The sequence below is a fragment of the Paraburkholderia terricola genome (assembly GCF_900142195.1).
GTDB classification, from domain to species: domain Bacteria; phylum Pseudomonadota; class Gammaproteobacteria; order Burkholderiales; family Burkholderiaceae; genus Paraburkholderia; species Paraburkholderia terricola.
In genome coordinates this window covers 1-23,451 of sequence record NZ_FRAB01000064.1, presented here as the reverse complement: position 1 = coordinate 23,451, position 23,451 = coordinate 1, and the positions used below count along the sequence as shown (strand labels likewise).

The 23,451-nt window shown below is 65.4% G+C and carries 18 protein-coding genes and 1 pseudogene; 9 read left to right on the top strand and 10 right to left on the bottom strand.

Going from position 1 to position 23,451, the window contains the following annotated elements; all coding sequences use genetic code 11:
• Positions 1-148 precede the first annotated feature (148 nt).
• From BUE39_RS31370 to BUE39_RS35015, 3 genes are all read right to left on the bottom strand, one after another.
• The gene (locus BUE39_RS31370; RefSeq protein WP_073432512.1) at positions 149-2,434 is read right to left on the bottom strand and encodes an LPS-assembly protein LptD; all 2,286 of its coding nucleotides are present in this window, start codon (positions 2,432-2,434) and stop codon (positions 149-151) included.
• A 151-nt stretch (positions 2,435-2,585) separates the two neighbouring features.
• Positions 2,586-2,975, bottom strand: a complete 390-nt coding sequence (locus BUE39_RS31365; RefSeq protein ID WP_073432511.1) for a hypothetical protein — start codon at positions 2,973-2,975, stop codon at positions 2,586-2,588.
• Positions 2,968-3,144, bottom strand: coding sequence for a hypothetical protein (locus tag BUE39_RS35015; protein WP_159442609.1), 177 nt, complete (start codon positions 3,142-3,144; stop codon positions 2,968-2,970). Before BUE39_RS35015 ends, BUE39_RS31365 begins: the two co-directional genes overlap by 8 nt.
• A gap of 335 nt (positions 3,145-3,479) precedes the next feature.
• Here BUE39_RS35015 and bamA point away from each other — a divergent pair, with 335 nt between their 5' ends.
• Positions 3,480-5,789, top strand: coding sequence for an outer membrane protein assembly factor BamA (gene bamA, locus BUE39_RS31360; RefSeq protein WP_083083766.1), 2,310 nt, complete (start codon positions 3,480-3,482; stop codon positions 5,787-5,789).
• Positions 5,790-5,817: 28 nt separating this feature from the next.
• Here bamA and BUE39_RS31355 read toward each other — a convergent pair whose 3' ends face one another.
• Complete coding sequence (locus tag BUE39_RS31355) at positions 5,818-6,477, bottom strand: NADPH-dependent F420 reductase (RefSeq protein ID WP_073432510.1); 660 nt, start codon at positions 6,475-6,477, stop codon at positions 5,818-5,820.
• A 133-nt stretch (positions 6,478-6,610) separates the two neighbouring features.
• Between BUE39_RS31355 and BUE39_RS31350 the strand changes: the two genes are divergently transcribed.
• Genes BUE39_RS31350 through BUE39_RS31330 form a run of 5 tightly spaced genes read left to right on the top strand, consistent with a single transcriptional unit; the run spans position 6,611 to position 13,422 of the window.
• A complete protein-coding gene (locus BUE39_RS31350; RefSeq protein WP_073432519.1) occupies positions 6,611-7,507 on the top strand; it encodes a LysR family transcriptional regulator in 897 nt (298 codons plus the stop codon).
• A gap of 11 nt (positions 7,508-7,518) precedes the next feature.
• On the top strand, positions 7,519-7,884 hold the full coding sequence (locus BUE39_RS31345) for a hypothetical protein (RefSeq protein ID WP_143032030.1): 366 nt from the start codon (positions 7,519-7,521) through the stop codon (positions 7,882-7,884).
• Positions 7,884-8,471 carry a DUF2760 domain-containing protein gene (locus BUE39_RS31340; RefSeq protein ID WP_073432508.1) on the top strand — a complete coding sequence of 196 codons (588 nt, stop codon included), beginning with the start codon at positions 7,884-7,886 and terminating at the stop codon, positions 8,469-8,471. Before BUE39_RS31345 ends, BUE39_RS31340 begins: the two co-directional genes overlap by 1 nt.
• The gene (locus BUE39_RS31335; RefSeq protein ID WP_073432507.1) at positions 8,468-10,354 is read left to right on the top strand and encodes an Hsp70 family protein; all 1,887 of its coding nucleotides are present in this window, start codon (positions 8,468-8,470) and stop codon (positions 10,352-10,354) included. Before BUE39_RS31340 ends, BUE39_RS31335 begins: the two co-directional genes overlap by 4 nt.
• Positions 10,351-13,422, top strand: a complete 3,072-nt coding sequence (locus tag BUE39_RS31330) for an Hsp70 family protein (RefSeq protein ID WP_073432506.1) — start codon at positions 10,351-10,353, stop codon at positions 13,420-13,422. Before BUE39_RS31335 ends, BUE39_RS31330 begins: the two co-directional genes overlap by 4 nt.
• Before the next feature lie 73 nt (positions 13,423-13,495).
• On the opposite strand, the gene BUE39_RS31325 is transcribed toward BUE39_RS31330, so the two are convergent.
• From BUE39_RS31325 to BUE39_RS31305, 5 genes are all read right to left on the bottom strand, one after another.
• Positions 13,496-15,379, bottom strand: a complete 1,884-nt coding sequence (locus BUE39_RS31325) for a putative bifunctional diguanylate cyclase/phosphodiesterase (RefSeq protein WP_073432505.1) — start codon at positions 15,377-15,379, stop codon at positions 13,496-13,498.
• Positions 15,376-15,891 carry a YfiR family protein gene (locus BUE39_RS31320; protein WP_083083769.1) on the bottom strand — a complete coding sequence of 172 codons (516 nt, stop codon included), beginning with the start codon at positions 15,889-15,891 and terminating at the stop codon, positions 15,376-15,378. Before BUE39_RS31320 ends, BUE39_RS31325 begins: the two co-directional genes overlap by 4 nt.
• Position 15,892: 1 nt before the next feature.
• Entirely contained in the window at positions 15,893-17,998 is a 2,106-nt protein-coding gene (locus BUE39_RS31315; protein WP_083083770.1) for a TonB-dependent receptor plug domain-containing protein, read from the bottom strand.
• Between the two features lie 218 nt (positions 17,999-18,216).
• Complete coding sequence (locus tag BUE39_RS31310) at positions 18,217-18,963, bottom strand: glucose 1-dehydrogenase (RefSeq protein ID WP_073432517.1); 747 nt, start codon at positions 18,961-18,963, stop codon at positions 18,217-18,219.
• 389 nt (positions 18,964-19,352) lie between these two features.
• A complete protein-coding gene (locus BUE39_RS31305; RefSeq protein ID WP_073432503.1) occupies positions 19,353-20,102 on the bottom strand; it encodes a sulfite exporter TauE/SafE family protein in 750 nt (249 codons plus the stop codon).
• 136 nt (positions 20,103-20,238) lie between these two features.
• On the opposite strand from BUE39_RS31305, the gene BUE39_RS31300 reads away from it, so the two are divergent.
• Positions 20,239-21,156 carry a LysR family transcriptional regulator gene (locus BUE39_RS31300; RefSeq protein WP_073432502.1) on the top strand — a complete coding sequence of 306 codons (918 nt, stop codon included), beginning with the start codon at positions 20,239-20,241 and terminating at the stop codon, positions 21,154-21,156.
• A 172-nt stretch (positions 21,157-21,328) separates the two neighbouring features.
• On the opposite strand, the gene BUE39_RS31295 is transcribed toward BUE39_RS31300, so the two are convergent.
• Positions 21,329-21,775 carry a hypothetical protein gene (locus BUE39_RS31295; RefSeq protein ID WP_073432501.1) on the bottom strand — a complete coding sequence of 149 codons (447 nt, stop codon included), beginning with the start codon at positions 21,773-21,775 and terminating at the stop codon, positions 21,329-21,331.
• Between the two features lie 400 nt (positions 21,776-22,175).
• On the opposite strand from BUE39_RS31295, the gene BUE39_RS31290 reads away from it, so the two are divergent.
• Both BUE39_RS31290 and BUE39_RS35780 read left to right on the top strand, forming a co-directional pair.
• A complete protein-coding gene (locus BUE39_RS31290; protein WP_073432500.1) occupies positions 22,176-22,622 on the top strand; it encodes a VOC family protein in 447 nt (148 codons plus the stop codon).
• A 616-nt stretch (positions 22,623-23,238) separates the two neighbouring features.
• Positions 23,239-23,451, top strand: a pseudogene (locus BUE39_RS35780) (transposase); the annotation flags it as partial.

Here is a 23,451-nt window from a genome sequence, read left to right as displayed (position 1 = left end):
CGTGGTGGGCAAGCGGGCTATCGTAGCGACGCGCGAAGCGCGGGCCAAACGATGAATTTTCATATCGATTGGAGTAAAGCTATTGAAGTGAGGCGGGCTGAAAGCGGGGCTGGCCGTGCGCGCGCCGGCGCGCGAAAAACACTTCACGTCATGGGTAATCGCTGAAGCGCGACACCGGCTCGGTCACGGTCGTGGCGGGCGTATAACCCGGTACATTCGCGCGGAACTGATTGAGCAAGCCGTTATCGACCTGCGACAAGCCCTTGAGCTGAAGCTGCATCATCACGCGCGTGCCGGTGCTGGGCGATGCGCCCGAACCGGTCGCATTGGTGTACTTCTCGAACGCCACGCCTAGCGACCAGCAGTCCGCGTCGTACTGAAGCCCCAGTAGGCCCGCGATCAGCCGATGCGCGCTCATGTCGTAATTCACCCGCGCCACGCTCACCACGTTGCGCGCGAGCGGCCATTGCCCCGAGACGATGAACTGATTGACCCGCTGATAATCGAGCGTGCTGTTGGCGCGCGTATAGCGATACGCGACGTTCAGCACCTGGCGCGCGCCCGGCGCCCAGCCGAACCCGGCTTCCGCGTGGGTGAGGTAGTGATTGGCCTGGCTGTACTCCACCGCCTGTTCCGCCGAGAAGCCCGGACCCAGCTTGTACGACGCACCGGCAATCACGCTCGTGCGCGCGACGGTGGCGATCCGGTCGCCGGTGCCGAGCGTCACGTGCGGCGTGGTGAAATCGTACTGCTGCGCGAGGATGAAGCGCGCGCGCTCGTCGCCGCTCGCGGGGTCGATGAAACGCGTGGTCAATGCCGCCGTGGCGCGGTTCGCGTCGGACACGCGGTCATTGCCGACGAAACTGTTGGGCATGAACAGTTCCGCGAGCCCGAAATCGGCTGTGGCGGTATCGAACAGCGGCACGAACGACTGATCGCGGTAAGGCGTATAGACGTAGAAAAGCCGCGGTTCGAGCGTCTGGATATACGACTGCCCGAACAGCCGCACGCTTCGTTCAAAGCGCATGCCCGAGTCGAGGCTGAAGGTCGGCACGTTCACGCTGAACGACTTCGGCTCGCCCGCGGGCACGTCCGATCCGATCGACGTCAGGTCGTAGGCGGCGAAATGCCAGGCGAGTTTCGGCGTGAGGAACCAGCCCGGACGCTCGATCGGATAGCTCACGTAAGGGTTGAAAACGAAACGGTTGCCTTGCGTCATGTCCGACGACGCGATCGTGAAGCGCGTGGCGTCCGCTTCGGCGCCGAAGTCGAAACCGCCGACGTCGTAGCGCGCATAACGGACATTGACCTGCGGCTCGCGGTTATAGGTGGAGTCGTTCGCGAAAGCCTGCCAGCGCTGCTCGCGAGCGAGCACGCTCCACGGCCCGTTCGAGTAGGTGAGCCCGGCTTCCTGCTGATACAGCGTGGTGGAACTGGTCGGAAACGCCACGCCCGAGGCGAGATCGGTCGCCACCGTCGAATCCGACACGCGGTTGTAGTTCACGTAGGCGCCCCACCCCGAGTCCAGCTTCCAGTTCTGATTCACCGCGATCGAGTAACGATCCGTTCCGGTGATCGCATCGTGCGGCAGCCACGCGAGCGAGATCGAACCCGAAGCGTTCGGCTGGAGATAACGATAGTCCGCCGTCAACATCGCGCCCCGGTTCGACATGACGCGAGGCGTCAGCGTCAGATCGTAATTCGGCGCGAGGTTGAAGTAATACGGCAATGCGACGTCGACACCGTTGGTCGAGCTGACCGAAAACGTCGGCGGCAGAAAACCGCTGCGCCGCGCGCCGGACAACGGAAACGACAGCCACGGACTCGCCAGCAGCGGCACGCCCTGGAAAAACAGCACGCCGTTGCGGGCGATGCCTTCGTCGTTGCCGCTGTCGATGTCGAACTCGGATGCCTTCAGATACCAGGCCGGAACCGATTCGCACAGGCAGGTGCTATAGGTGCCGTGATGAACGACGGTGCGCTCGCGATCGAGCAGATCGATGCGTTGCGCGCTGCCCCAGCCGCCCGTCAGGTGAAACCGGTACTTCGGCACGCTGATGTAGCCTTCGTTCGCTTCGACGTAAAAGTGCGCGTCCGGCCCGTCGAAGACGTTGCCGTTGTTGACCAGCCGCGCGTGGCCGTAGGCGTCGGCCTTGTCGCTATCGAGGTCGTAATGCAGCGCATCGCCCGCGACGCTGGAGCCGTAACGCCGCAACTGTGCCTGCCCTTTCAGCGAGAGGTCCGTGCCGGTGGTGGCGGTCGCCGAATCGGCCATCGCCGAGATGGCGGGTTCGTCGCCCGGCCGCAGCGGCTGCTCGCTCAATTGCGGCGCGAGCCGCAGACCCCAGACGCCGTCGAGCGATTCGGCAAGCGCGGCGCCGCCCGTCAGTTGCGCGTGGCTGGCAAGTGGCACGTATCCCGCCGCGCACAGCATGAATGAAACGAGCGGCCTCAACCGCGGACGTTGACGCTGAAAAACACGGGGTAATATCAAAACAGGCAAGTATCGGAAAGAATGATGGACGCAACGCCGCGGGAAGAAGCCGGGACCGAAGCCTGGCTGGAAGCCGGGGTGCGCGCACGATTTACTGCAACGTGGCGTCGTTGGAACGAAACTCGCCCACGCCCGCCGCGCCGCCGAGCGCTTGCAATAAATAAGGAATCTGCTCGGACGGCAACGAAAACGACAGCCCCGCGTTGCCCGATAGCCGGAAGCGGATCACCACCATTTCCATGCCGTTGAGCCGGCCGACTTCCCAGCCCTGGCAGTGCAGCGCGAAGCCCATCTCCTGATTGTTGTGAATCACGCGGTCGGCGTGCTCGATCGCATTGGGCAGCGCCACCAGCAGATCGTTGAGGACCGATCGGTGCAACGCCGCCGTGGGTTGATTGCCGTGAATCAGCAGGTATTGACCGTCCGCCGTCAACTGCATGTCGCTGATCGAATTCAGCATGAAGGTCGGCGTATCAGACACGGCCCGTGCCCTCGTGCGCGGCGCGGGGCCGGCTCGCGCAGCCGACCGCGCGAGCCTGTGCGTCGCGCGGCTTGAGCGGCGACGCCGTGGCGAGGCGTACCGAAAAGATCGGCGACGAACTGACGCGCAAGACCGCCGCCAGCACGGCGGGTGAAAAGAATTCAATCATGACCGTTTCTCCAGATCGCGTTACGCGGGTAGCGGAATCGACGATTTGACGATAGCAGTGCAAGCACGCCGCTGGGTTACGCGCGCCCTACGCTTCATTAGCTTCTGTAACGCAGTATTTCGATGGCTAGCGCCGCCACGCGCGGCCACGTGGTCATCGACGGATTACCCACCTCGTTACCGCTAAGGCGCCGAAAGTTTTGAGTAACGCCGCGCGGCAGGCACGTCCCTATACTTCGCGGTTTCCAGAGGCATGGACCCTCGTTCGAATGCATCGCTTGCGTTCGTGCGTTCTCATCCGCGCTGCGCGCGCTGCATCAGGACTGAAAGCCCAAGATGAATCTTCAAGCTTTAACGAGCCGTATCGCGGGCGCGCTGTCGCTCGCCGGCATTTCGCTTTCGAGCGCGCCGGCCCATGCCGTGCAGCCGCTCGTGGTGCAGGACATCCGCATCGAGGGACTGAAGCGCGTCGAACCCGGCACCCTGTTCGCGTACCTGCCGATCAAGAAAGGCGAGATGTTCAATGACGACAAGGCCTCCGAAGCCATTCGCGCACTGTATGCCACGGGCTTCTTCAACGACGTGCGGATCTCGACCGAGGGCGGCGTCGTCATCGTTTATGTTCAGGAGCGTCCGGCGTTCGGCACGATCGACTTCGCCGGCATTCACGAGTTCGACAAGGAAAATCTGACCAAGGCGCTGGGCGCGGTCGGTTTGTCGCAAGGCCGCTATTACGACAAGGCGCTGGTCGAGAAGGCCGAACAGGAACTGAAGCGCCAGTACCTGACGCGCGGCTTCTACGCCGCCGAAGTCGTCACCACCATCACGCCGATCGACCGCAACCGGGTCGCGGTGCTGTTCTCGGTAGCCGAGGGCCCGAGCGCGAAGATCCGCCAGATCAACTTCATCGGCAATACGGTATTCAGCACCGATGCGCTGCGCGACGAGATGCAGCTCTCCACGCCGAACTGGTTCTCGTGGTACACGAAGAACGACCTGTACGCGAAAGACAAACTCACAGGCGACCTCGAGCACGTTCGGTCGTATTACCTGAATCGCGGCTACCTGGAATTCAATATCGAGTCGACCCAGGTGTCGCTCACGCCGGACAAGAAGGACATGTATCTCACGGTGACGCTGCACGAGGGCGAGCCGTATACGATTTCCTCGATCAAGCTGGCGGGCAACCTGCTCGATCGCGAAGCCGAACTGATGAAACTGGTGAACATCAAGGCGGGCGAGCGTTTTTCGGCGGAAAAACTTCAGGCCGCCACCAAGGCCGTGGTCGACAGACTGGGCGAATACGGCTACGCGTTTGCCACCGTCAATGCGCTGCCGAAGATCGACCAGCAGCATCACACGGTCGACCTGACGCTGCAGGTGGACCCGAGCCGCCGCGTGTACGTGCGCCATGTCAACGTGGTCGGCAACACGCGCACCCGCGACGAAGTGGTGCGCCGCGAGATGCGGCAATTCGAAAGCTCATGGTTCGATTCGAACCGTCTCACGCTCTCGAAGGAACGCGTCAATCGCCTGGGCTACTTCACCGACGTCGACGTGACCACCATTCCGGTCGAAGGCTCGCCCGATCAGGTGGACGTGGACGTCAAGGTGAGCGAGAAGCCGACCGGCTCGATCACGCTCGGCGCGGGCTTCTCGTCGTCGGACAAGGTGGTGCTCTCGGCAGGCGTCTCGCAGGAGAACGTGTTCGGTTCGGGCACGAGTCTCGGCGTGAGCATCAACACCGCGAAGACCTACCGCACCTTGTCCGTCACGCAAACCGATCCGTACTTCACGGTGGACGGCATCAAGCGGATCTCCGACATCTATTACCGCACCAGCTATCCGCTCTACAACTACTCCGACACGAGTTTCCGCATCATCTCGGTGGGCACGGACCTCAAGTTCGGCATTCCTTTTTCGGAAGCCGACACCGTCTATTTCGGCGTCGGTTTCGAGCAGGACCGTTTCAACATCGATTCGGATACGCCCCAGAGCTACAAGGATTACGTCAACGAATTCGGCCGCGTGGTGAACAACGTGCCCGTCACGGTGGGCTGGGCGCGCGACAATCGCGACAGCGCGCTGGTACCGAGCCGCGGGTACTTCGTGCAGAGCAACGGCGAGGTCGGCACACCCGCGGGCGGCACGCAGTACTACAAGGCGGACGTGCAGGCGCAGTATTACTACTCGTTCTCGCGCGGCTTCATTTTCGGGCTCAATTTGCAGGGCGGCTACGGCAACGGCTTCGCCGGCAAGGCGTATCCGATCTTCAAGAATTACTACTCGGGCGGCATCGGCTCGGTGCGCGGTTACGAATCAGGCTCGCTGGGTCCGCGAGACAAGACGACCGACGACCCGATCGGCGGCTCGCGCATGGTGGTGGCCAACGTCGAGATGACGTTCCCGTTGCCGGGCAGCGGATGGGACCGGACACTGCGTGTCTTCACGTTCCTCGATGCGGGCAACGTGTGGGGCAACGAAGGCAACAGCACCGGCGCCAACGGCTTGCGCTACAGCTACGGCGCCGGCCTCGAATGGATCTCGCCAATCGGCCCGCTCAAGCTGTCGATGGGGTTCCCGATCGTCAAGCATGCGAACGACAAGTATCAGCGGTTCCAGTTTCAGATCGGCACGTCGTTCTGAGCGGGACAGCCGGGCGCCTGTGCTTCGATCAATGCCGCCACGACCCATGCGGCAACTCCACCTCCCGCTGCGCCGCCGCCAGGCCTTCGAGCAGCCCCGCGCGGTCCAGCGCGATGCAGTACACCGGCTTCGCGCGCTCCAAGCGCCAACTGTCCGCGAGCGCTCCGGCATCCACCGGATCGAAGCCGAACTGATCGACTAGCGCGCTCACCACGCGCTTGGCCGGCTCGTCGTCGGCGGCGAGCGGCAGCGCGCGGCGCTTCGGCGTGCCGGCCGGCTTGCCGTGCGTTTCCAGGTCTTTCGCCAGGATCGCGCTGAAGGCCTTCACCACTTTCGCGCCCGGCAATGCGGCGGCGAGCAACTGACTGGTGGTCGTGGCGCGCGTGTCGAGCGCCTCGATCTGGCCGTCGCGCTGCGGATAGTAGTTGCAGGTGTCGATCACGATCTTGCCGTCGAGCGCCGCCGCCGGCAGCGCATGAATGCTGCTGAACGGCACCGCCGCCACCACCACCTCGCCGAACGTCGCCGCCTCTTGCGCGGTGCCGAGCGCGCAGCCGGTCGCCGCCGCCGTGCTGATCAAGGTCCGCGGATCGCGGGAATTGCTGAGCATGACCTCGTGGCCGTTTTGCCGGGCGAGGGTCGCCAGCGCGCGGCTCATGAAGCCCGCGCCGAGAAAGCCTATCTTCATGTTTCACACTCCGTTGCAGGTTTGGGATTGCGCCGTCGAGCGCACGCTCAGCGGTGAGACACACTATGATTCAAAACTTCAACGGGATAAATCGGCATAATTCGACGACTGTCGAAAACATGGGTAGGGAATGATGGACCGTTTGACCAGCATGGCCGTGTTCGTCAAAACGGCCGATAGCGGCTCGTTCGCGGCGGCGGCGCTTGCGTTCGGCATCTCGTCGCAGATGGCCGGCAAGCATGTGAGCACGCTGGAGGAACGCGTCGGCGCGCGTCTCATCAACCGCACCACACGGCGCCAGAGCCTGACCGAGATCGGCCGGATTTTCTACGAGCGCTGCAAGGCGCTGCTCGCGGATGCCGAAGCGGCCGAAGCCGTCGCGCAGGAACTGTCGGCGTCGCCGCGCGGGCGCTTGCGCATCACCGCGCCGGTTACGTTCGGCGCCTGCTGTCTCGCGCCGATGATCGCGCGCTATCTCCAGGCTCATCCCGAGGTGCGGGTGGAACTGACGCTCACCGACCGCTTCGTCGATCTGATCGACGAAGGGTATGAGGCGGCGATTCGGCTGGGGCCGCTCGCGGATTCGTCGCTGATCGCGCGGCCCCTGATGCCGTACCGTTTGGTGGTGTGCGCGTCGCCGGGCTATCTGGCGCGGCACGGCACGCCTGACACGCCGCAAGCGCTGACCGGACACGACTGCATGGGCTTCATCTTCACGAGCTTGCCGGTGGCGAGCGAATGGCGTTTCGCGGATGCGCGCGGTGAACACGCGGTGCCGGTCTCGGGTCGCTTTCAGGCCAACGACGTGAAGGCGCTGCTCGCCGCGGCGCTCAACGACGGCGGCGTGATGCTCGCGCCCGAGGTGGCAGTGCGCGACGAACTGGCGGCGGGCCGGCTGATGCGGCTGCTCGACGGCTACGAAGCCCCGGCGCGGCCCATGCATCTGGTCTTTCCGGCGAGCCGCGCCACGCCGAAACTGCGCACGTTCATCGATCAGGTGGTCGCGGAGTTCGGGCCGCACGGCGTGTGAATCACGTCTTCGTGGAAACGGTGAGCGGTGAGAACGTTGAAGCGGGCAAAAACGAGGCAAAGCGGGTGAAAAGCGCGCAAACACCCAACCGACGCAGTCTGAAAACCGGCCCTTCCGATCCGCCAATCCCTGCGCATTGGACGCTCGATTCGCGGGCTTTGCCCGCGTTCGGCGCGTCACAAGGCAAAATACGGGTTTCGCGCGCGCGAAGCGCGCCGCGATTCTGGATGAAGCAACCGCAAACCCACACCTCGGCGGCCGCCGTGCCGCCGACCTTCGCCAACGCGCATGACGACTGCCCGTCCGTATTTCAGGCCCGTGGCGTGCGGCGCAGCCAGGACAGCTCGTCCTCGAACAGAGCCACTCAGGAGCATTGATGACCGATTCGAACCCATCCTTCCTCGGCAGGATTTCACTTGCCGTCAGCACGTTCTTCCGCATTCTCGGCGACGGCGAATTCGCCGCCGGGGTGCTGCGTCTGCGTAACGGAGAGGCGGCCGCGAGCACACCGCCCGCCGCCGCTGCGTCCATGCCCACGCCCGCTCCCACGCCCGCGCCGCAACCCGCGCCCACGCTGAAAGAAGCCAGCCCCGACGCCGCGCTGCAATTGCTCGGCCTGCTGCAACGCGACGCGCGCTTCATCGATTTCGTCGAGGAAGACATCAAGCATTACAGCGACGCCGACATCGGCGTGGCGGCGCGCCTCGTGCACGAAGGCTGCCGCGCGACGCTGCGCGAGCACTTCACGATCCTTCCGATCCGCGACGAAGCCGAAGGCAGCCGCGTCACGCTGGCCGAAGGTTTCGACGCGAGCGCGATCCGCCTGACCGGCAATGTGGTGGGCCGCGCGCCGTTTAGCGGCAGCATCAGCCACCGGGGCTGGCGGGTCGACGAAGTGCGTCTGCCGAAGCTCACGGACAGCCACAACGCGAAGGTGATCGCCCCGGCCGAGGTGGAGCTATGAGCGACGCACGCGAACCACGCTACGCGATCGGCATCGACCTGGGCACCACGCACTGCGCGCTGTCGTATGTGGACACCGCCGCGAGCGACGGCGAGCAAACCAGCGAGGGCGTGCTGCCGATCGCGCAGCTCACCGGACCCGGCGCGATCGACAATCTCGACCTGCTGCCCTCGTTCCTCTATCTGCCGCATCCCGACGAACTGAGTTCGGGCGACCTCCATCTGCCGTGGACCGGCGAGCGCGAGTTCGCGGTCGGCGAGTTCGCCCGCGGCCGCGGCGCGGCCACGCCGATCCGGCTCGTGTCGAGCGCCAAAAGCTGGCTGTGCCATCCGGGCGTCGACCGGCGCGCGGCGATTCTGCCCAACGACGCGCCGCCCGAAGTCGCGCGCGTCTCGCCGCTCGAAAGCTCGGTGCGCTATCTGACGCACTTGCGCGAAGCCTGGGACCACGCGCACCCCGACGCGCCCTTCGCGCAGCAGGACATCACGGTGACGATTCCCGCGTCGTTCGATCCGGCCGCGCGCGAGCTCACCGCCGAAGCCGCCGAGGCCGCCGGCTACGGCCGCATGACGCTGCTGGAGGAACCGCAAGCCGCGCTCTATAGCTGGATCCAGAAGAGCGGCGGCCAGTGGCGCAAGCAGGTCGAGGTGGGCGACATCATCCTCGTGGTGGACGTGGGCGGCGGCACCACCGACCTCTCGCTGATCGCGGTGATCGAGCGCGAGGGCAATCTCGAACTGCATCGCGTGGCGGTCGGCGAGCACATTCTGCTCGGCGGCGACAACATGGACCTCGCGCTCGCGCACGGCGTCGCGCGCAAGCTCGCGGCGCAAGGCACCCAGGCCGACGCGTGGCAACTGCGCGCCCTCACCTATGCATGCCGCTCGGCCAAGGAAACGCTGCTCAGCGATCCGGCGACCGACACGGTGCCGCTCGTCGTGCCGAGCCGCGGCTCGAAGCTGATCGGCGGATCGATCCGCACCGAACTCACGCGCGCCGAGTTGACGCAAACCATCCTCGAAGGCTTTTTCCCGCAGGTGGACAGCGCGGCGCGGCCGGTGAGCCGCGCGCGCGCCGGTCTGACGCAACTCGGCCTGCCGTATGCGCAGGACGCGGGCATCACGCGGCATCTGGCGGCGTTCCTCGGCCGTCAGGTGGGCGCGCTGGCGGAACTCGAAGGACTGCGCGACGCCGCCGCAAACGCAAACGCAAACGCAACCCCGGGCGCGCAAGACGCGAGCTTCCTGCATCCCACCGCCGTGCTGTTCAACGGCGGCGTGTTCAAGTCGCCGCTGCTGGTCGAGCGGATCATGGGCACGCTCAACAACTGGCTCGCGGCCGAAGGCGCGGCGCCCGCGCGGCTTCTGGAAGGCGCCGACCTCGACCTCGCCGTCGCGCGCGGCGCGGCCTATTACGGCTATGTGCGGCGCGGCCGGGGCGTGCGGATTCGCGGCGGCACGGCGCGCGCGTATTACATCGCGATCGAATCGGCGATGCCCGCCGTGCCGGGACTCGAACCGCCGGTGCAGGCGCTGTGCGTGGCGCCCTTCGGCATGGAGGAAGGCACCGAGGCCGAGTTGCCCGCGCAGGAATTCGGCCTCGTGGTCGGCGAGCCGGTGCACTTCCGCTTCTTCGGTTCGTCGGTGCGTCGTCAGGATCAGGTGGGCACGCTGCTCGATTTCTGGGGCCCGGAGGAATTGCAGGAACTCGAGGAAATCCAGGCGACGCTGCCGGCCGCGGGCCGCACCGCCGGTGAAGTCGTGCCGGTGAAGCTGCATGCGCGCGTCACCGAGGCGGGCACGCTCGAACTGGAAGCGATGCCGCGCGGCACCGACGAGCGCTGGAAAGTCGAATTCGACGTGCGCGGCAACGCCAATGCATGACTAAGATGAAGCGGTACAAGGTCGGCATCGATCTCGGCACCAGCAACACGGTGCTCGCCTACGCGGAGGCGGGCAACGCGTCGGAGCCGATTCGCGTGTTCGAGATCGAGCAACTGGTGAGTCCGGGGGAAGTGGCCGCGCGGCCGCTTCTGCCCTCGGTGCGCTATCACGTGGCGGCGGGCGAACTGGACGCGGGCGATTTGCAATTGCCCTGGACGGCGACAGCGACGGCGACGGCGACAGCGACGGCGACGGCGGAGCGCGCGGCGAGCGGCGGGCACGGCGGCGACGGTAAGGCGGCGCAATCGCCGGTCGTGATCGGCCGGCTCGCGCGCACGCTCGGCGGCCAGGTGCCGGGGCGGCTGGTGGCGAGCGCCAAGAGTTGGCTGTCGCATGCGTCGGTGGACCGCGTCGCGCCCATCCTGCCGTGGGGCGCCGCCGACGACGTCCTCAAGGTCTCGCCGGTCGAGGCCAGCGCGAGCTATCTCGCGCACGTGCGCGCGGCCTGGAACCAGCGCTTTGCGCAAGCGCCGCTCGAACATCAGGACGTGGTGCTCACGGTGCCGGCTTCCTTCGACGAAGGCGCGCGGGCGCTCACCGTGGAAGCGGCGCGCATGGCGGGTCTGCCAGGCTTGCGGCTGCTGGAGGAACCGCAAGCCGCGTTCTACGACTGGCTGTTTCATCACCGCGAGCGGCTTGCGGCCGAACTCGCCGACACGCGGCTCGTGCTGATTTGCGACGTGGGCGGCGGCACCACCGATCTGACGCTGATCGAAGTGAACCTGCCTGAGAACGCCGAGCCCGAACTCACGCGCATCGGCGTGGGCAATCATCTGATGCTCGGCGGCGACAACATGGATCTGGCGCTCGCGCATCGCGTCGAGATGCGGCTATCTGGCGTCGACGGTGGAAGTCGTGGCGATGGCGACGGCGGAAACCGCGGCAATGCCGGCGACCGCAGCGGCGATGGCGTGAATCGCGGCAACGCCGGCGGCAGCGGCGGCAGCAACGCGATCGAGAGCAGCCGCAGCAGCGCCAGCGCCAACAACGAGCGCAAGCGCCTGTCGGCAGCCAGCCTCTCCCAACTAGTCGAGCGTTGCCGCGCCGCGAAGGAACAACTGCTCGGCCCGCAAGCGCCCGATTCCGCCTCCATCACGCTGCTCGGCGCGGGCTCGAAACTGATCGGCGGCGCGCGCACCGCGCAGCTTACGCGTGACGAAGTCGAGCAGATCATCGTCGACGGCTTTTTCCCGGCGGTGGCGTCGAGCGAACGGCCAGGCAGGCCGCGCGGCGCGATCGTCGAGTTCGGTCTGCCTTACGCCACCGATGCCGCCGTCACGCGTCATATCGCGGCATTCCTGAGCCGCTTCGCGGCGCAGTCGCGCAAGGCGCTAGGTCGCGCCGCTTCCACCGATTCTGACGCGTCCTTGCCGGTGCCCGACACGCTGTTGCTGAACGGCGGCGTATTCCGCGCCGAAGCGCTGACGCGACGCCTCGCCGACACACTAGGCGCGTGGCGCGGCGAGCCGCTCAACGTGCTGCACAACGACAACCCGGACGTCGCCGTGGCGCGCGGCGCGGTCGCTTACGCGCTGGCCCGCGCGGGCGGCGCGCCGAAGATCGGCGGCGGTTCGCCGCGCAGCTACTTCCTCGTGCTCGACGAAACGGGCGACGGCAAGCGCGGCGCCGACGCTACGCCACGCGGCATCTGCCTGCTGCCGCGCGGCACCGAGGAAGGCCACGAAATCCTGATCGAGCAGCGTACCTTCGCGCTGCGTCTCGGGCATCCGGTGCGTTTTCACCTGGTTTCGTCGAGCGCGGACACGGTGTATCAAGCCGGCCAACTGATCGATCTGGCGGACGGCGATTTCATTCGCCTGCCGCCCATCGCGACGATCGTGCAGCCGCGCGATCAAGCCCGCGATAGCACCAGCACCAGCACCGGCACCCGCACCGCGCGCGAAACCGCGGTGCGCATCGCGACCTCGCTCACCGAAGTCGGCACGCTCGAAGTCCACTGCATCGAACTCGACCATCCCGCGCAGCGCTGGCTGCTCGAATTCCAGTTGCGCCGCGAGGACGCGCAGGTGAATCTGGCCGGCGATGCGAGCGAGACCCGGCATCCCTCGCTCGATGAAGCGATCGACCATATCGACCGCAGCTTCGGCTCGCGTTCGCAAAACGTCGGCCCGAAGGAAATCAGGCGGCTGCGCGCGCAGCTCGAACAACTGCTCGGCCCGCGCGAGAGCTGGGACAGCGCGCTGCTGCGCGAACTGTTCGGCGCGCTGTGGGAACGCGCGCGGCGTCGGCGGCGCTCGGCGGATCACGAACGGCTATGGCTGAATCTCGCCGGCTATTGCGTGCGGCCTGGCTTCGGCTATCCGCTCGACGCATGGCGCGTCGAGCAACTGTGGTCGCTGTTCGACGACGGCATTCAGTACGTCAACGAGAGCCAGGTGTGGTCGGAATGGTGGACGCTGTGGCGCCGCGCCGCGGGCGGTCTCGACGAAAGCGCGCAACTGCGCGTGCTCGACGCGATGGCGTATCTGCAAACGGCCGCGCAATCGCGCCACAAGCTGCCGTTCGACGTGTCCAGAACCGGCTTTCCCGACATGCTCCGGCTGAGCGCGTCGCTCGAACGCATTCCCGTCGAACGCAAGATCGAACTCGGCGAATCGGTGCTGACGCGGCTGAAGAAGCCCGCCGAAAATCATCAAGGCTGGTGGGCGGTGGGCCGTATCGGCGCACGGCGGCCGTTCTATGGCAGCGCGCATGGCGTGGTGCCGCCGGAGGTCGCCGGGCGCTGGCTCGACGCGATACTCGCGCTCGACTGGAAGAAGGTCGATCCCGCCGCGTTCGCCGCCGTGCAGATCGCCCGCATGACCGGCGACCGTTCGCGCGACTTGCCCGACGCCGCGCGCGAGGCGGTGGTGCGCCGGCTGGAAGCGGCCAACGCGCCGCGCGCGTGGATCACGATGGTGAGCGAGACCGTGGAACTCGATAACGCCGACGAAGGCCGCGTATTCGGCGAGTCGCTGCCGGCGGGCCTGAAGCTGATCGCCGGTTGAGCGTTATGCGCCACGCCGGGCCGCTCAGCCAAACGCCCCGCTCACCTGGCGGCTCATCAACATCGCTCGACGCCTAGCTCGTCACCGCGTCCTCCTGAGCCCGCTTTCTCGTCAGCATCGCGCTGATGTCCTGCGCGCGGATCGGGCGCGCGAGCAGATAGCCCTGCACCAGATCGCAGCCGGCCCGTTGCAGCCAGTCGAGTTGCGCGCGGTTCTCGACGCCCTCGGCCACGACGCACAGATTGAAGCCGTGCGCGAGCGAGATGATCGCGCCGGCGATGGTCGTGCCGGCGTCCGGCAAAAGCTGGATGAAGCTGCGGTCGATCTTCAACTGGTTGATCGGAAACGACTGCAGATACGACAGCGACGAATAGCCGGTGCCGAAGTCGTCGATGGCGAGCCGCACGCCCAGGTGCCGCACCGCGTGCATGAATTCCATCGCGGAATCCATGTCCTCCATCAGCAGGCTTTCGGTCAGTTCGAGTTCGAGCTGCGTCGCGGCCAGTCCGGTATCGTGCAGCGCGTGCCTGACCGCGTCGATGAAATCGCCGTCGCGCAACTGCCGCGCCGATACGTTGACCGCGACGTTCAACGCGACGCCCGTCGTGCGCAGCCACGAAGCCGCATCGGAACACGCGCGCAGCAGCACCCAGCGGCCCAGTTCGCCGATCAAGCCGCACTCCTCCGCCACCGGAATGAATTCCGACGGCGCGATGAAGCCGTTCTCGGGATGCGGCCAGCGCAGCAGCGCCTCCACCCCCACCATGCGCTCCGAATCGCAACGGAATTGCGGCTGGTAATACACGTCGAGCTCGCCGCGCTCCATCGCCTTGCGCAGATCGCGTTCGAGCCGCACGCGCCGCTGCGTGCGCAAGGTCATCTCCGGCCTGAACTCGGCCAGCCGGTTCTTGCCCGATACCTTCGCCTGGTAGAGCGCGATATCCGCGTTGCTGACGAGTTCGGTCAACGCGGTGGCGTCGTCGGGAAACATGCTGATGCCGACGCTCGCGGTGGCCAGCATGTCGATGCCGTCGACGTGAAACGGCCGCCGCAGCGCTTCGGTGATCCGCTCGGCGATCGCCAGCGCTTCGGCGTTGTCGCGCACCGGCGCGGCGATCACCGCGAATTCGTCGCCGCCGATCCGGCCCACGACGTCGTGTTTGCGGACCACGGAAACCAGCGTGGCGCCGACCTGCCGCAGCAGCCGGTCGCCGGCGCCATGCCCCGCCGTGTCGTTGACGCCCTTGAAGTTGTCGAGGTCGATCAGCAGCAGCGCCAGTCTGCGGTCGGCGCGCGCGTGCACTTCCATCGCGCGTTCGAGCGTTTCGTAGGTCGCGCGCCGGTTGGCGAGGTCGGTCACGGGGTCGGTGTGCGCGAGGTAGTCGAGCTCGCGCTCCGCCTTGTCCATGCGCGCACGCGCGCGCCGCATGACGAGCGCCGCCACCAGCATCGCGCCGAGCGACGCGATTCCGAGCAAGCCGGCGAAGCGCAGAATGCCGGTTCGCACGTCCGCCGTGCTGGCGACGAACTCCACGACGCCGAGCTGATGACCGCGATAGCGGATCTCCTGATGCACCGTGATGGTCGACGACAGCCACTGAAACGCCGCGGCGGACGGCTCTGGAGGCGGCGCGGCGTTGCGCGTCAGATACTGCGCATAGAGAAAGCCGGCACGGTCGTACACGGTGACCGAGAGCAGCGACGGGTCGGGGCGAAACGCGCGCAGGGTTTCCATCGACGCGTCATGGTCCTCGAACATCACGGAAGCCGAGATGTTGTCGGCGACGATCGCCGCTTCGATCTCGACGTCCTTGACGAGCGCCTGGCGCAGCGAGACGAACTCGTAAGCCAGCATCACGCAACCGACGATCACGAAGGCCGCGATGGCCGCGATGAGTTGGCCGGTCTCGAACGTTTTGGAGAGCCGCGAAGGTTCCGGTCGTATCTGGCTTTTCATTGAACGTTCCTTGCGAGGCGCAGCAGCTTCGAACTGAATTTCAGGCCGCAATGGGCCGCCTCTTGCGTATCGATGTCGAAGCGCACGTGTTCGTCCTCGGTGACGAGCGTGATGGCCGCACTGCTTCTGCCGGACAGGCCGCCGTCGCTCACGAGCAGCGCGCTCGCCTGGCCGCAGGATGGCGGCGCGGGCGCGCCTTCCGGCAGCACCGTGATGTCGCATTTGCCCGGCCTGGGCGACGCGGCGCTGTCCACCGTCGTCCACGGCCGGCCGTCGATGATCTTGCCGTCGAGCTTCTGCAAGCTGTTCCACAAGGGCTTGCCGCGCGTCGCGCAGACATTGAACGAGGCCGCGGGCGCGGCGCTCGCGGGCCACGTCGTGAAGAGCGCGAAGTTGTAGATGTAGGCGGCCTTCAGCGCGACGTCCTGCACCTGGCCCACGCACCACAGCGGCATGAGCAGCCACCACGGCAACACGGCCATCGCGAGACATACGTTTCGGGTCGGTCCCATGTCAGAACCCGTACACCATCTTCGCGTACACGGTACGGCTCTGCTGCTCGATCGTCTGCTGGACGAACGCCGGCCCGGCCGGGTCGGCGTAGCGTTTGTTGAACGCGTTGTAGACGCTCAGCGAGACCTCGGCATGACTGATGAGCCGCGACGAACCGAGCGTGAGATTGGCGATGCAGAAGCCGCCCGTCGTGGACGCTCCGGTCGAACGCGACGAGGTGCATTGCACCTCGGTGCCGAGGCGCGCGGCGTGATGGAACAACGGCACCAGCAGGTTCATCTTCGCCAGATGACGCGGTGAATTGGCCAGCACCGCCGACTGACCGTCGCGCGCGAGTTGCCACGAATAGCTCGCACGCACGCGGACGCCGCCGAAGAAATCGCGCTCGACGGCCAGCTCCGCGCCTTTCACGTCCGCGCGATCGATGTTCTGAAACACCAGCAGACCGTTGGCGGGATCCACCGTCTGCGAGATCAGGTCGCGCACCGCGTACTGGAACAGCGACAGCGTCACGCGGCCGCTCGATTCGAACAGATGCTCGAGCACGATTTCGCGCGTGGAGATATGTTCCGGCTTGAGCTTCGGATTCGCCTCCTGGCCGCCCTCGCCGGGCACGTTGTAATACAGCTCGTAAGCGTTGGGCGCGCGATACGCGGTGCCGTAAATGAGCTTGGCGGTGTCGCGCGCGGTGATCTTGTAGATCAGCGCGAGCCGCGGGTTGAGGTTGCCCGCCGTCACGCTGTCCCAGTCGTAGCGCAAGCCCGCGCTCAGCGTGAAGTTCGCCGGCAGCCGGATTTCGTCCTCGATATACGCGCCGGTCTGATTGCTGGAGCGCTTGTCGTTCAGTTGCGACGAGTACGGCTCGACGATGTAGTTGTACTGGTCGCGGTGCGCGTCGCGGCGAAAATCCGCGCCCACCACGATCTTCTGCCGCGGCAGGCTCGTGATCGTGGCGTGCGTGTCGGCGCCGTACCAGAGCGCATGATCGCCATCGACACTCGCCACGGCGGTGCCGGTGTCGTACGGATACGTGCCGAGCCCGCGGTAGTCGGCGCGGCCCCAATAGGCCTGAGCGGAGACCGCGAGTCCCGCGGTCAGTTGACGCGAGAACGTGCCGTTGATGAAGCCCTGCGAATCGTTGGTCGAGTTGGGCGCGTTGAACACCGCGCCGAACGATCCGGTCGGTACGCCCTTGGTGCGATTCACATAGGCGGCGGAAAAAGAGAAATCGCCATACGCGGCCTTGGCGAACAGGCGCTGCGCGCGATCGTAGTCGAGGTTGCGCGCGATGCCGTGGTTCTGATCCGGCGTATCGAAGTCGGGGAAATACAGGTCCTGTCCGTTGCGCACATACGAACTCGCCGACAACACCAGGTCCGCGCCGTTCTGGCCGTGCCAGCCGTAGGTGGCGCGCGCCCTCTTTTCGCCGAAGCTGCCGACGGCCACGGCGGTCTGCGCGCCGTCGATCGCGCTGCCCTTCTTCGTGATGACGTTGATCACGCCGAACAGCGCGTTCGATCCATAGACGGCGGAGCCGGGACCGGGCACGTATTCGATCCGCTCGACGAGGTCCATGTCGACCAGCGCCTCGGTGCCGATCACCGCCTGGCCGTAGACCGAATCGTTGGTGCGCACGCCGTCGATCAACAGCAGGAAGCGGCTGTCGTAATCGCCCGGACGCAGGAAGCCGCGCGCGCCCACATACGCGTAGTTGCGGTCGTAGCTGACGTAGAGCCCCGGCAGCGACGCGAGCGCGTCGGAAAGCGTGCGCCAGCCGAAATCGCGGATGTCCGCCGCGCTCAGCACCACCACGGCGGAAGGCGCGTCGCTCACCGACTGCGTGAATTTCGACGCGGACGTCACCACCTGAACGCTCATCAGCTTCTCGAGCGGCAGCGTGGCGAGCGTGTCGGCATCGGCGTCCGGCGCGATGTCGGCGGCTTCGCTCGCGGGTAGGTCACCGGCGGGTACGTGGCGGGCGTTACGTGCGTTACGCGCGTCGAGCGGATCGACGGCCGCGGCTGCGTCGGTTTGCACCGACAACGAGACGAAAATAACGGCGGCGGCAAAATGTACCGCCAGGAGTCTGGAATGGGCGCGGGTCATAGTGTGAATGCGGTGAGCGCCTTTGCGCCTTTCCTTCACACTAACGACAATTTCAGCAGCAACTTAAGCGGGGGCGGACGGGGTTCAGGACAAACCCTATGCAACGCACATACGGTTGCAGTGCTTCATACGCGGCGGTAAAACATGCCGCATGTGAAGCAAGCGCCGCGCGCTGCGATACCACACAGCGACGCGGCCAATGCCTCTACTTGAACGCCTTAACGCGCGCCGCCGCTGGCAATCAGGGTTTCGCCCGTCATCCAGCGCGAGTCGTCCGACGCGAGGAACACGGCAACGTCGGCGACCTCGTCAGGCTGGCCGATGCGGCCGAGCGGCGTCGTGCTGATCGCCCACTGCTCCAGATCGGAGCCGACGATGCCCGCGCTATGCGTGCCTTCGGTCGCGATCATGCCCGGGTTTACCGAGTTCACGCGAATCTTGCGCGGACCGAGTTCGCGTGCCAGCACGCCGGTGATGCCGTCCACCGCGCCCTTGGTGCCCGTATAAACCGCGCTGCCCGGCGGCGTGAGGCGCGTCACCACCGAACTGACGTTGACGATGCTGCCGCCTTCTCCCAGATGCTTGACCGCCGCCTGCGTGGTCAGCAGCAGACCCAGCACGTTGACGTTGAAGTGCTTATGGAAATGTTCTTCGGTGATCTCCTCGATCGGCGCGAACTCGTACACGCCCGAGTTGTTGACGAGGATGTCGAGGCGGCCATACGTTTCGACCGCGGCGTCGATGATGCCTTGCGCGTCCGCCGCCTTGGAGACGTCTCCGCCGACCGCCACCGCCTTGCCGCCCGCCGCGGTGATCGCGGCGACCACGCTGTCCGCGCCCGCCTTGCTGGACGCATAGTTCACCACCACCGAAGCGCCTTGCGCGGCCAGCGCTTTCGCAATCGCCGCGCCGATGCCTTTCGATGCGCCCGTTACAACCGCGACTTTGCCTGTGAGCTTGCTCATGATCGTTTCCTTTCGATTGGGTTGCGCCGACGTAGTGCGGCGATGATTCGCGAGTTGGCGCCCATGAAGCCGATGCAGCTTCCGATGCAGCGACGCCGCCACTGCATGCAATGTAGGGATTCAGGCGGCGGGGATAAAGCGGCTGAAGGCGAACAGATACGTCGGGAGGCGCGAACAATCGACGCGCGGCGCGCGCGAGCCACGCGGCGCCGATGGAATACATGCCGCGCGCATGCCATGCACGCCGCGCGAGAAGCCGATCTCAGCGCCTGCGCCACAGCATGATCTGCACGGACAAGCTGGCCAGTACGGCTATTGCACCGAGCGTATCCAGAATGGTGGCCCACACGATTCTTGCCCTCCTCGCTTTGCCTGTCGCCAATGCCTGATCAAACGAATGCGCGCGCCATCAATTGAATGCCGAGGCCGAGCAGGCAAACAAAGAACCAGCGGCGGAAGGTGTCGGCGCTGATGCGCCCTCGCACACGCTGTCCAATCCACATACCAATCAGCGCCGGCGCCACCGCGAGCAGCGAGTGGCCGAGGTCGTCGACGGCAAACGCACGCTCTTTGGCGAGCCCGATCGCGAGCGCGATGGTGGAGACCGTGAACGACAGACCGAGCGCCTGCACGAGGTCCTCTTTCTTCAACGCGAGACCCTGAAGATAAGGTACCGCAGGCACGACGAACACGCCGGTGCCGCCGGTGATCACGCCCGTGACCGCGCCGATTGCCGGCGACAGCCAGCGCTCATGCCGCCTGGGCACGTCGAGACGCCACGCCGTCAGACCCGCGCCGGCGTACAGCGTCAACGCGGCGCCCAAACCGGCGACCGCCCATTCGCCGCCCCCGCCCGCGATAAACGACGCGGCGGCAATCGTGCCGCCGACGATGCCCGCCATCATCGGCCACAAGCGCCCGACCAGCGCCCGCACGCTCGGTCCCGCGAACAATTGCCAGAGGTTCGTGACGAACGAGGGCAACAGCAGCATCGCGGCCGCGTGAGCCGGCAGCATCAGCGTGCCGAGCACGCCCATCGCGACGGTGGGCAGACCCATGCCGGTCACGCCCTTGACGAAGCCGGCGACGACGAAAGTTGCCGCGACCAGACCTGCGTGCATCGCAAGGGAAGAACTCATCGGGAGCCTGTTCATGGTTGTGATATTGACGATTTTCGATTGCCGCAAGCCCGGCCACAATGCGTAAGATACTTACCGTGACTTAGGCTATGGCTTAGGCTGGCAACCCGAACCGAGACAAGGCAAACGCCCCTCCATGCGCTTCGATCTGATCGACCTGCGGCTCTTTCTGTATATCCTCGAAACCGGCAGCATCACGCACGGCGCCGCGCGCGCGAACATGTCGTTGCCGTCGGCGAGCGCGCGGCTGCGCGGCATGGAAGACGCCCTGGGCATGCCCTTGCTCGAACGCGGCCGGCGCGGCGTCGAATCCACGCCCACGGGCGACACGCTCGCGCATCACGCGCGGCTCGTGCTAGGCCAGATCGAACGGATGCAAGGTGAACTGGGCGAGCATCAGGAAGGACGCAAAGCCTGCATCCGCCTGTGGACCAACACCGCCGCGATCACCGAATTCCTGCCCGCGGCGATCGGCCTTTTTCTGCGCGATCATCCGAATGTGCAGATCGATCTGAAGGAACGCCAAAGCAGCGAGACGGTCAAGGCGGTACTCACCGGCGCGGCGGAGATCGGCATCATCTCGGATGCGGTCGAGCATGGCGCGTTGCAAACGCTGCCCTTCGCCGTCGACAAGCTGGTGCTGATCGCGAGCCGCGACGACGCGCTCGCCACGCGTCGCCGCGTCACGCTGGCGGAGGTGGCCGACCGCGAATTCATCGGGCTGAGCGCGGACAGCGCGTTGCAAGCGTATCTGGGCGAGCGCGCGCTACTGGCTGGCGGAACGCTCAACTTCCGCACCCATGTGCGAACTTTCGACGGCATCTGCCGCATGGTCGAGCAAGGCGCGGGCGTCGGCATCGTGCCGGCCACGGCGGCGAAGCGTTATCGCGGGCGGCCGGGCATCCGCATGATCGAGTTGACCGATAGTTGGGCGACGCGCCAGTTGCTGATCTGCATGCGCGACATGAACGCGATGCCGCGGCCGGAGAAGGCGTTGGTGCGGCATCTGGCGGACGGTTCTGGTCAGTCGTCGGGCAGTTCGCGGGTTCGTTGAGTTACAAAGCGCTGCCCGACGTGGGCGCGCGTCGCGGGACACAATCACATCTCCGTGGTCCACTCGTTCAACACCATCGACGATGAAGTCGGCGCGGCATTGCTCGCATTCATGCAAGCGGAGCGGTAGCGGTTTAGTTGTGGCCGGCCCATGGATGAAGGTGCGTAGCACGTCATTGCGCGCTGCAGAAGATGACCGTGAGCACAAGGGGAATGACCTGCCGCACGACAGCGTCGCTGCCGGCCTTCCGTACGCGCGCTTCCACGTCCTCGGTCGAGCCCACCACCACCGCGCCATAGGCGGAATCTGTAATGGGCTGGCCGCTTCCCTGTTTGAATATCGTGTCGCCGTGTTCATACCCGAGAACGGCGTAGACGCGAAAACCGAACGCCGTCAGGTTGCCGTCGTGTGCCGGTTTGAATGCATTGACCGAGTTGGCTTCGACACGCATCGGCTTCGGATCGATATATCGATCGGTCACGAGCGGAGCGATGAACGCGTGCGCGTTCGATTTGCAGTCGAGCTGAGCGTCGAGCGCGTAGGCGCGGCACAGGACTGGGGTAAACCCAGCGCCTATTGCAATAATCAGGGTGAGCGCAGTGAGGACGGACTTGGTCATGATGGTGGCGCCGTGGGTCTGTCTCAGTCCACCTTGTCACGGCCGATGGGAGAGGTCTGTACGGTAGCAGCCAATGTTTTTTATTCAATTCCGGGTGAAGGGCTTGCGGCGCTGGGCGGGTGTCTTTGCTCCCCCGATGCTGGACCGTCCCGTTGTTTTCAATGGGGCGTATAGCGTTCAGATGAGCGCTCGGCCTTAGTTGGATTTGCTCGACATGGCCTCTGTCGAGAAGAGGTCGATTTCGGCTGGTAAGCGGGCGTTCGCGGATGACAGATATCCGGTGCCCTGGTGTAGCCTGCATCTCTCTCGCAGCTAATCGCGCGGATAGCCCTGAGCTTGAGCGGTAGCTCAGGTCGGCAGCGTTACCATCGGCGCTTCAGCCAGGCGCCAGGGAGCCATCATGACGGTGAAGCGTATGGACAACGTCGGCATCGTGGTTGAAGACATCGATGCCGCCATCGAATTTTTTGCCGAACTCGGCCTTGAGCTCGAGGGGCGTGCCCCCATCGAAGGAGACTGGGCAGATGGCGTCACTGGATTGCGCGGCATGCGCGTCGAAATTGCCATGATGCGTACGCCGGACGGTCTCAGCCGGCTCGAGATATCCCGATTCCTTGCGCCACCTGTGGTCGCCGATCACCGTCGCACCCCGGTGAACGCCCTTGGTTACCTACGCGTCATGTTTACCGTGGAGGACATCGACGATACGCTCGCCCGTCTCGGTAAACGCGGCGCGGAACTCGTCGGCAAAGTGTCCCAGTACGAAAACGCGTATCGGCTCTGCTACATCCGGGGCCCCGAAGGGATCCTGATCGGGCTCGCTCAGGAGCTGGGGCATGGGGCTTAAGCTCTCTATCGAGCGGACCCGCTGTAGCGGCGCGTCCAGTTCCGAGTTGAATGAATCTCGACAGATAGACTGCTATCTAAGCGAGGGCAGCGCGAATTCCTCTAGCGCTTGTAAAGCTTTGGTATTCCGGTCTGTAAGTTCGTTATTCGTTGCGCCGCGCGAAGCAAAAACCTCCGACCTCACCTTGCGCCCGAATTCGTGATCCGCTTTGAAGTTGTCCCCTTCGTTGCGCAAGTCGTCCATGTAGCTTTGTGTCGCCGCGTTCAACGTCACGACGCAATCGACCAGTTCACGGGTTAGCGGCCTGACTTCACCGCCCCATATCGCATCGGCTTCGAGGCTCCTTTGTCATTGCGGTGCCAAGGCGCATGTGATGGCGCTGGCCAGCGGCGATTCGTCAAAGCCAGCGACAAACAGAAAGAGCGCCGCCGTCAATTACCCAGTGCCCCCGAACGGAGCGACAATCATGGCCTCCTAACGCAGCGACAATCACGTCGGCCGACCCGCCAAGATGCTTGTCGGTAAACCGGCGCATTGACTCAGGTTTTTTGTTACCGAGCCAGGGTCGTTGCCTCATGTAATTTGCTACCCGTCAGAATGCTGGCGGGAGCGACTTATGGCGAGGCAGCTCAGCATGACAACACGACGGGAATTGACCGAGGCAGTCGGTGAGCGGTACCGCCGTTCGGACCGGAATGAGAAGCGCGAGATACTGGACGAGTTTGTTCAGGTAACCGGCTATCACCGCAAGCACGCTATCCGCGTTCTGTGCCGGGAGCCTCAACCTCCGAGCGCGAGGCCCGGCCCGCAACGGCGGTATGACGATGAG

Bases quoted from the DNA above. Each gene is read 5' to 3' on its own strand.
- BUE39_RS31370 (WP_073432512.1), bottom strand. From the start codon at position 2,434: ATGCTGTGCGCGGCGGGATACGTGCCACTTGCCAGCCACGCGCAACTG.
- BUE39_RS35015 (WP_159442609.1), bottom strand. From the start codon at position 3,144: ATGATTGAATTCTTTTCACCCGCCGTGCTGGCGGCGGTCTTGCGCGTC.
- bamA (WP_083083766.1), top strand. From the start codon at position 3,480: ATGAATCTTCAAGCTTTAACGAGCCGTATCGCGGGCGCGCTGTCGCTC.
- BUE39_RS31355 (WP_073432510.1), bottom strand. From the start codon at position 6,477: ATGAAGATAGGCTTTCTCGGCGCGGGCTTCATGAGCCGCGCGCTGGCG.
- BUE39_RS31350 (WP_073432519.1), top strand. From the start codon at position 6,611: ATGGACCGTTTGACCAGCATGGCCGTGTTCGTCAAAACGGCCGATAGC.
- BUE39_RS31340 (WP_073432508.1), top strand. From the start codon at position 7,884: ATGACCGATTCGAACCCATCCTTCCTCGGCAGGATTTCACTTGCCGTC.
- BUE39_RS31335 (WP_073432507.1), top strand. From the start codon at position 8,468: ATGAGCGACGCACGCGAACCACGCTACGCGATCGGCATCGACCTGGGC.
- BUE39_RS31330 (WP_073432506.1), top strand. From the start codon at position 10,351: ATGACTAAGATGAAGCGGTACAAGGTCGGCATCGATCTCGGCACCAGC.
- BUE39_RS31325 (WP_073432505.1), bottom strand. From the start codon at position 15,379: ATGAAAAGCCAGATACGACCGGAACCTTCGCGGCTCTCCAAAACGTTC.
- BUE39_RS31320 (WP_083083769.1), bottom strand. From the start codon at position 15,891: ATGGGACCGACCCGAAACGTATGTCTCGCGATGGCCGTGTTGCCGTGG.
- BUE39_RS31315 (WP_083083770.1), bottom strand. From the start codon at position 17,998: ATGACCCGCGCCCATTCCAGACTCCTGGCGGTACATTTTGCCGCCGCC.
- BUE39_RS31310 (WP_073432517.1), bottom strand. From the start codon at position 18,963: ATGAGCAAGCTCACAGGCAAAGTCGCGGTTGTAACGGGCGCATCGAAA.
- BUE39_RS31305 (WP_073432503.1), bottom strand. From the start codon at position 20,102: ATGAGTTCTTCCCTTGCGATGCACGCAGGTCTGGTCGCGGCAACTTTC.
- BUE39_RS31300 (WP_073432502.1), top strand. From the start codon at position 20,239: ATGCGCTTCGATCTGATCGACCTGCGGCTCTTTCTGTATATCCTCGAA.
- BUE39_RS31295 (WP_073432501.1), bottom strand. From the start codon at position 21,775: ATGACCAAGTCCGTCCTCACTGCGCTCACCCTGATTATTGCAATAGGC.
- BUE39_RS31290 (WP_073432500.1), top strand. From the start codon at position 22,176: ATGACGGTGAAGCGTATGGACAACGTCGGCATCGTGGTTGAAGACATC.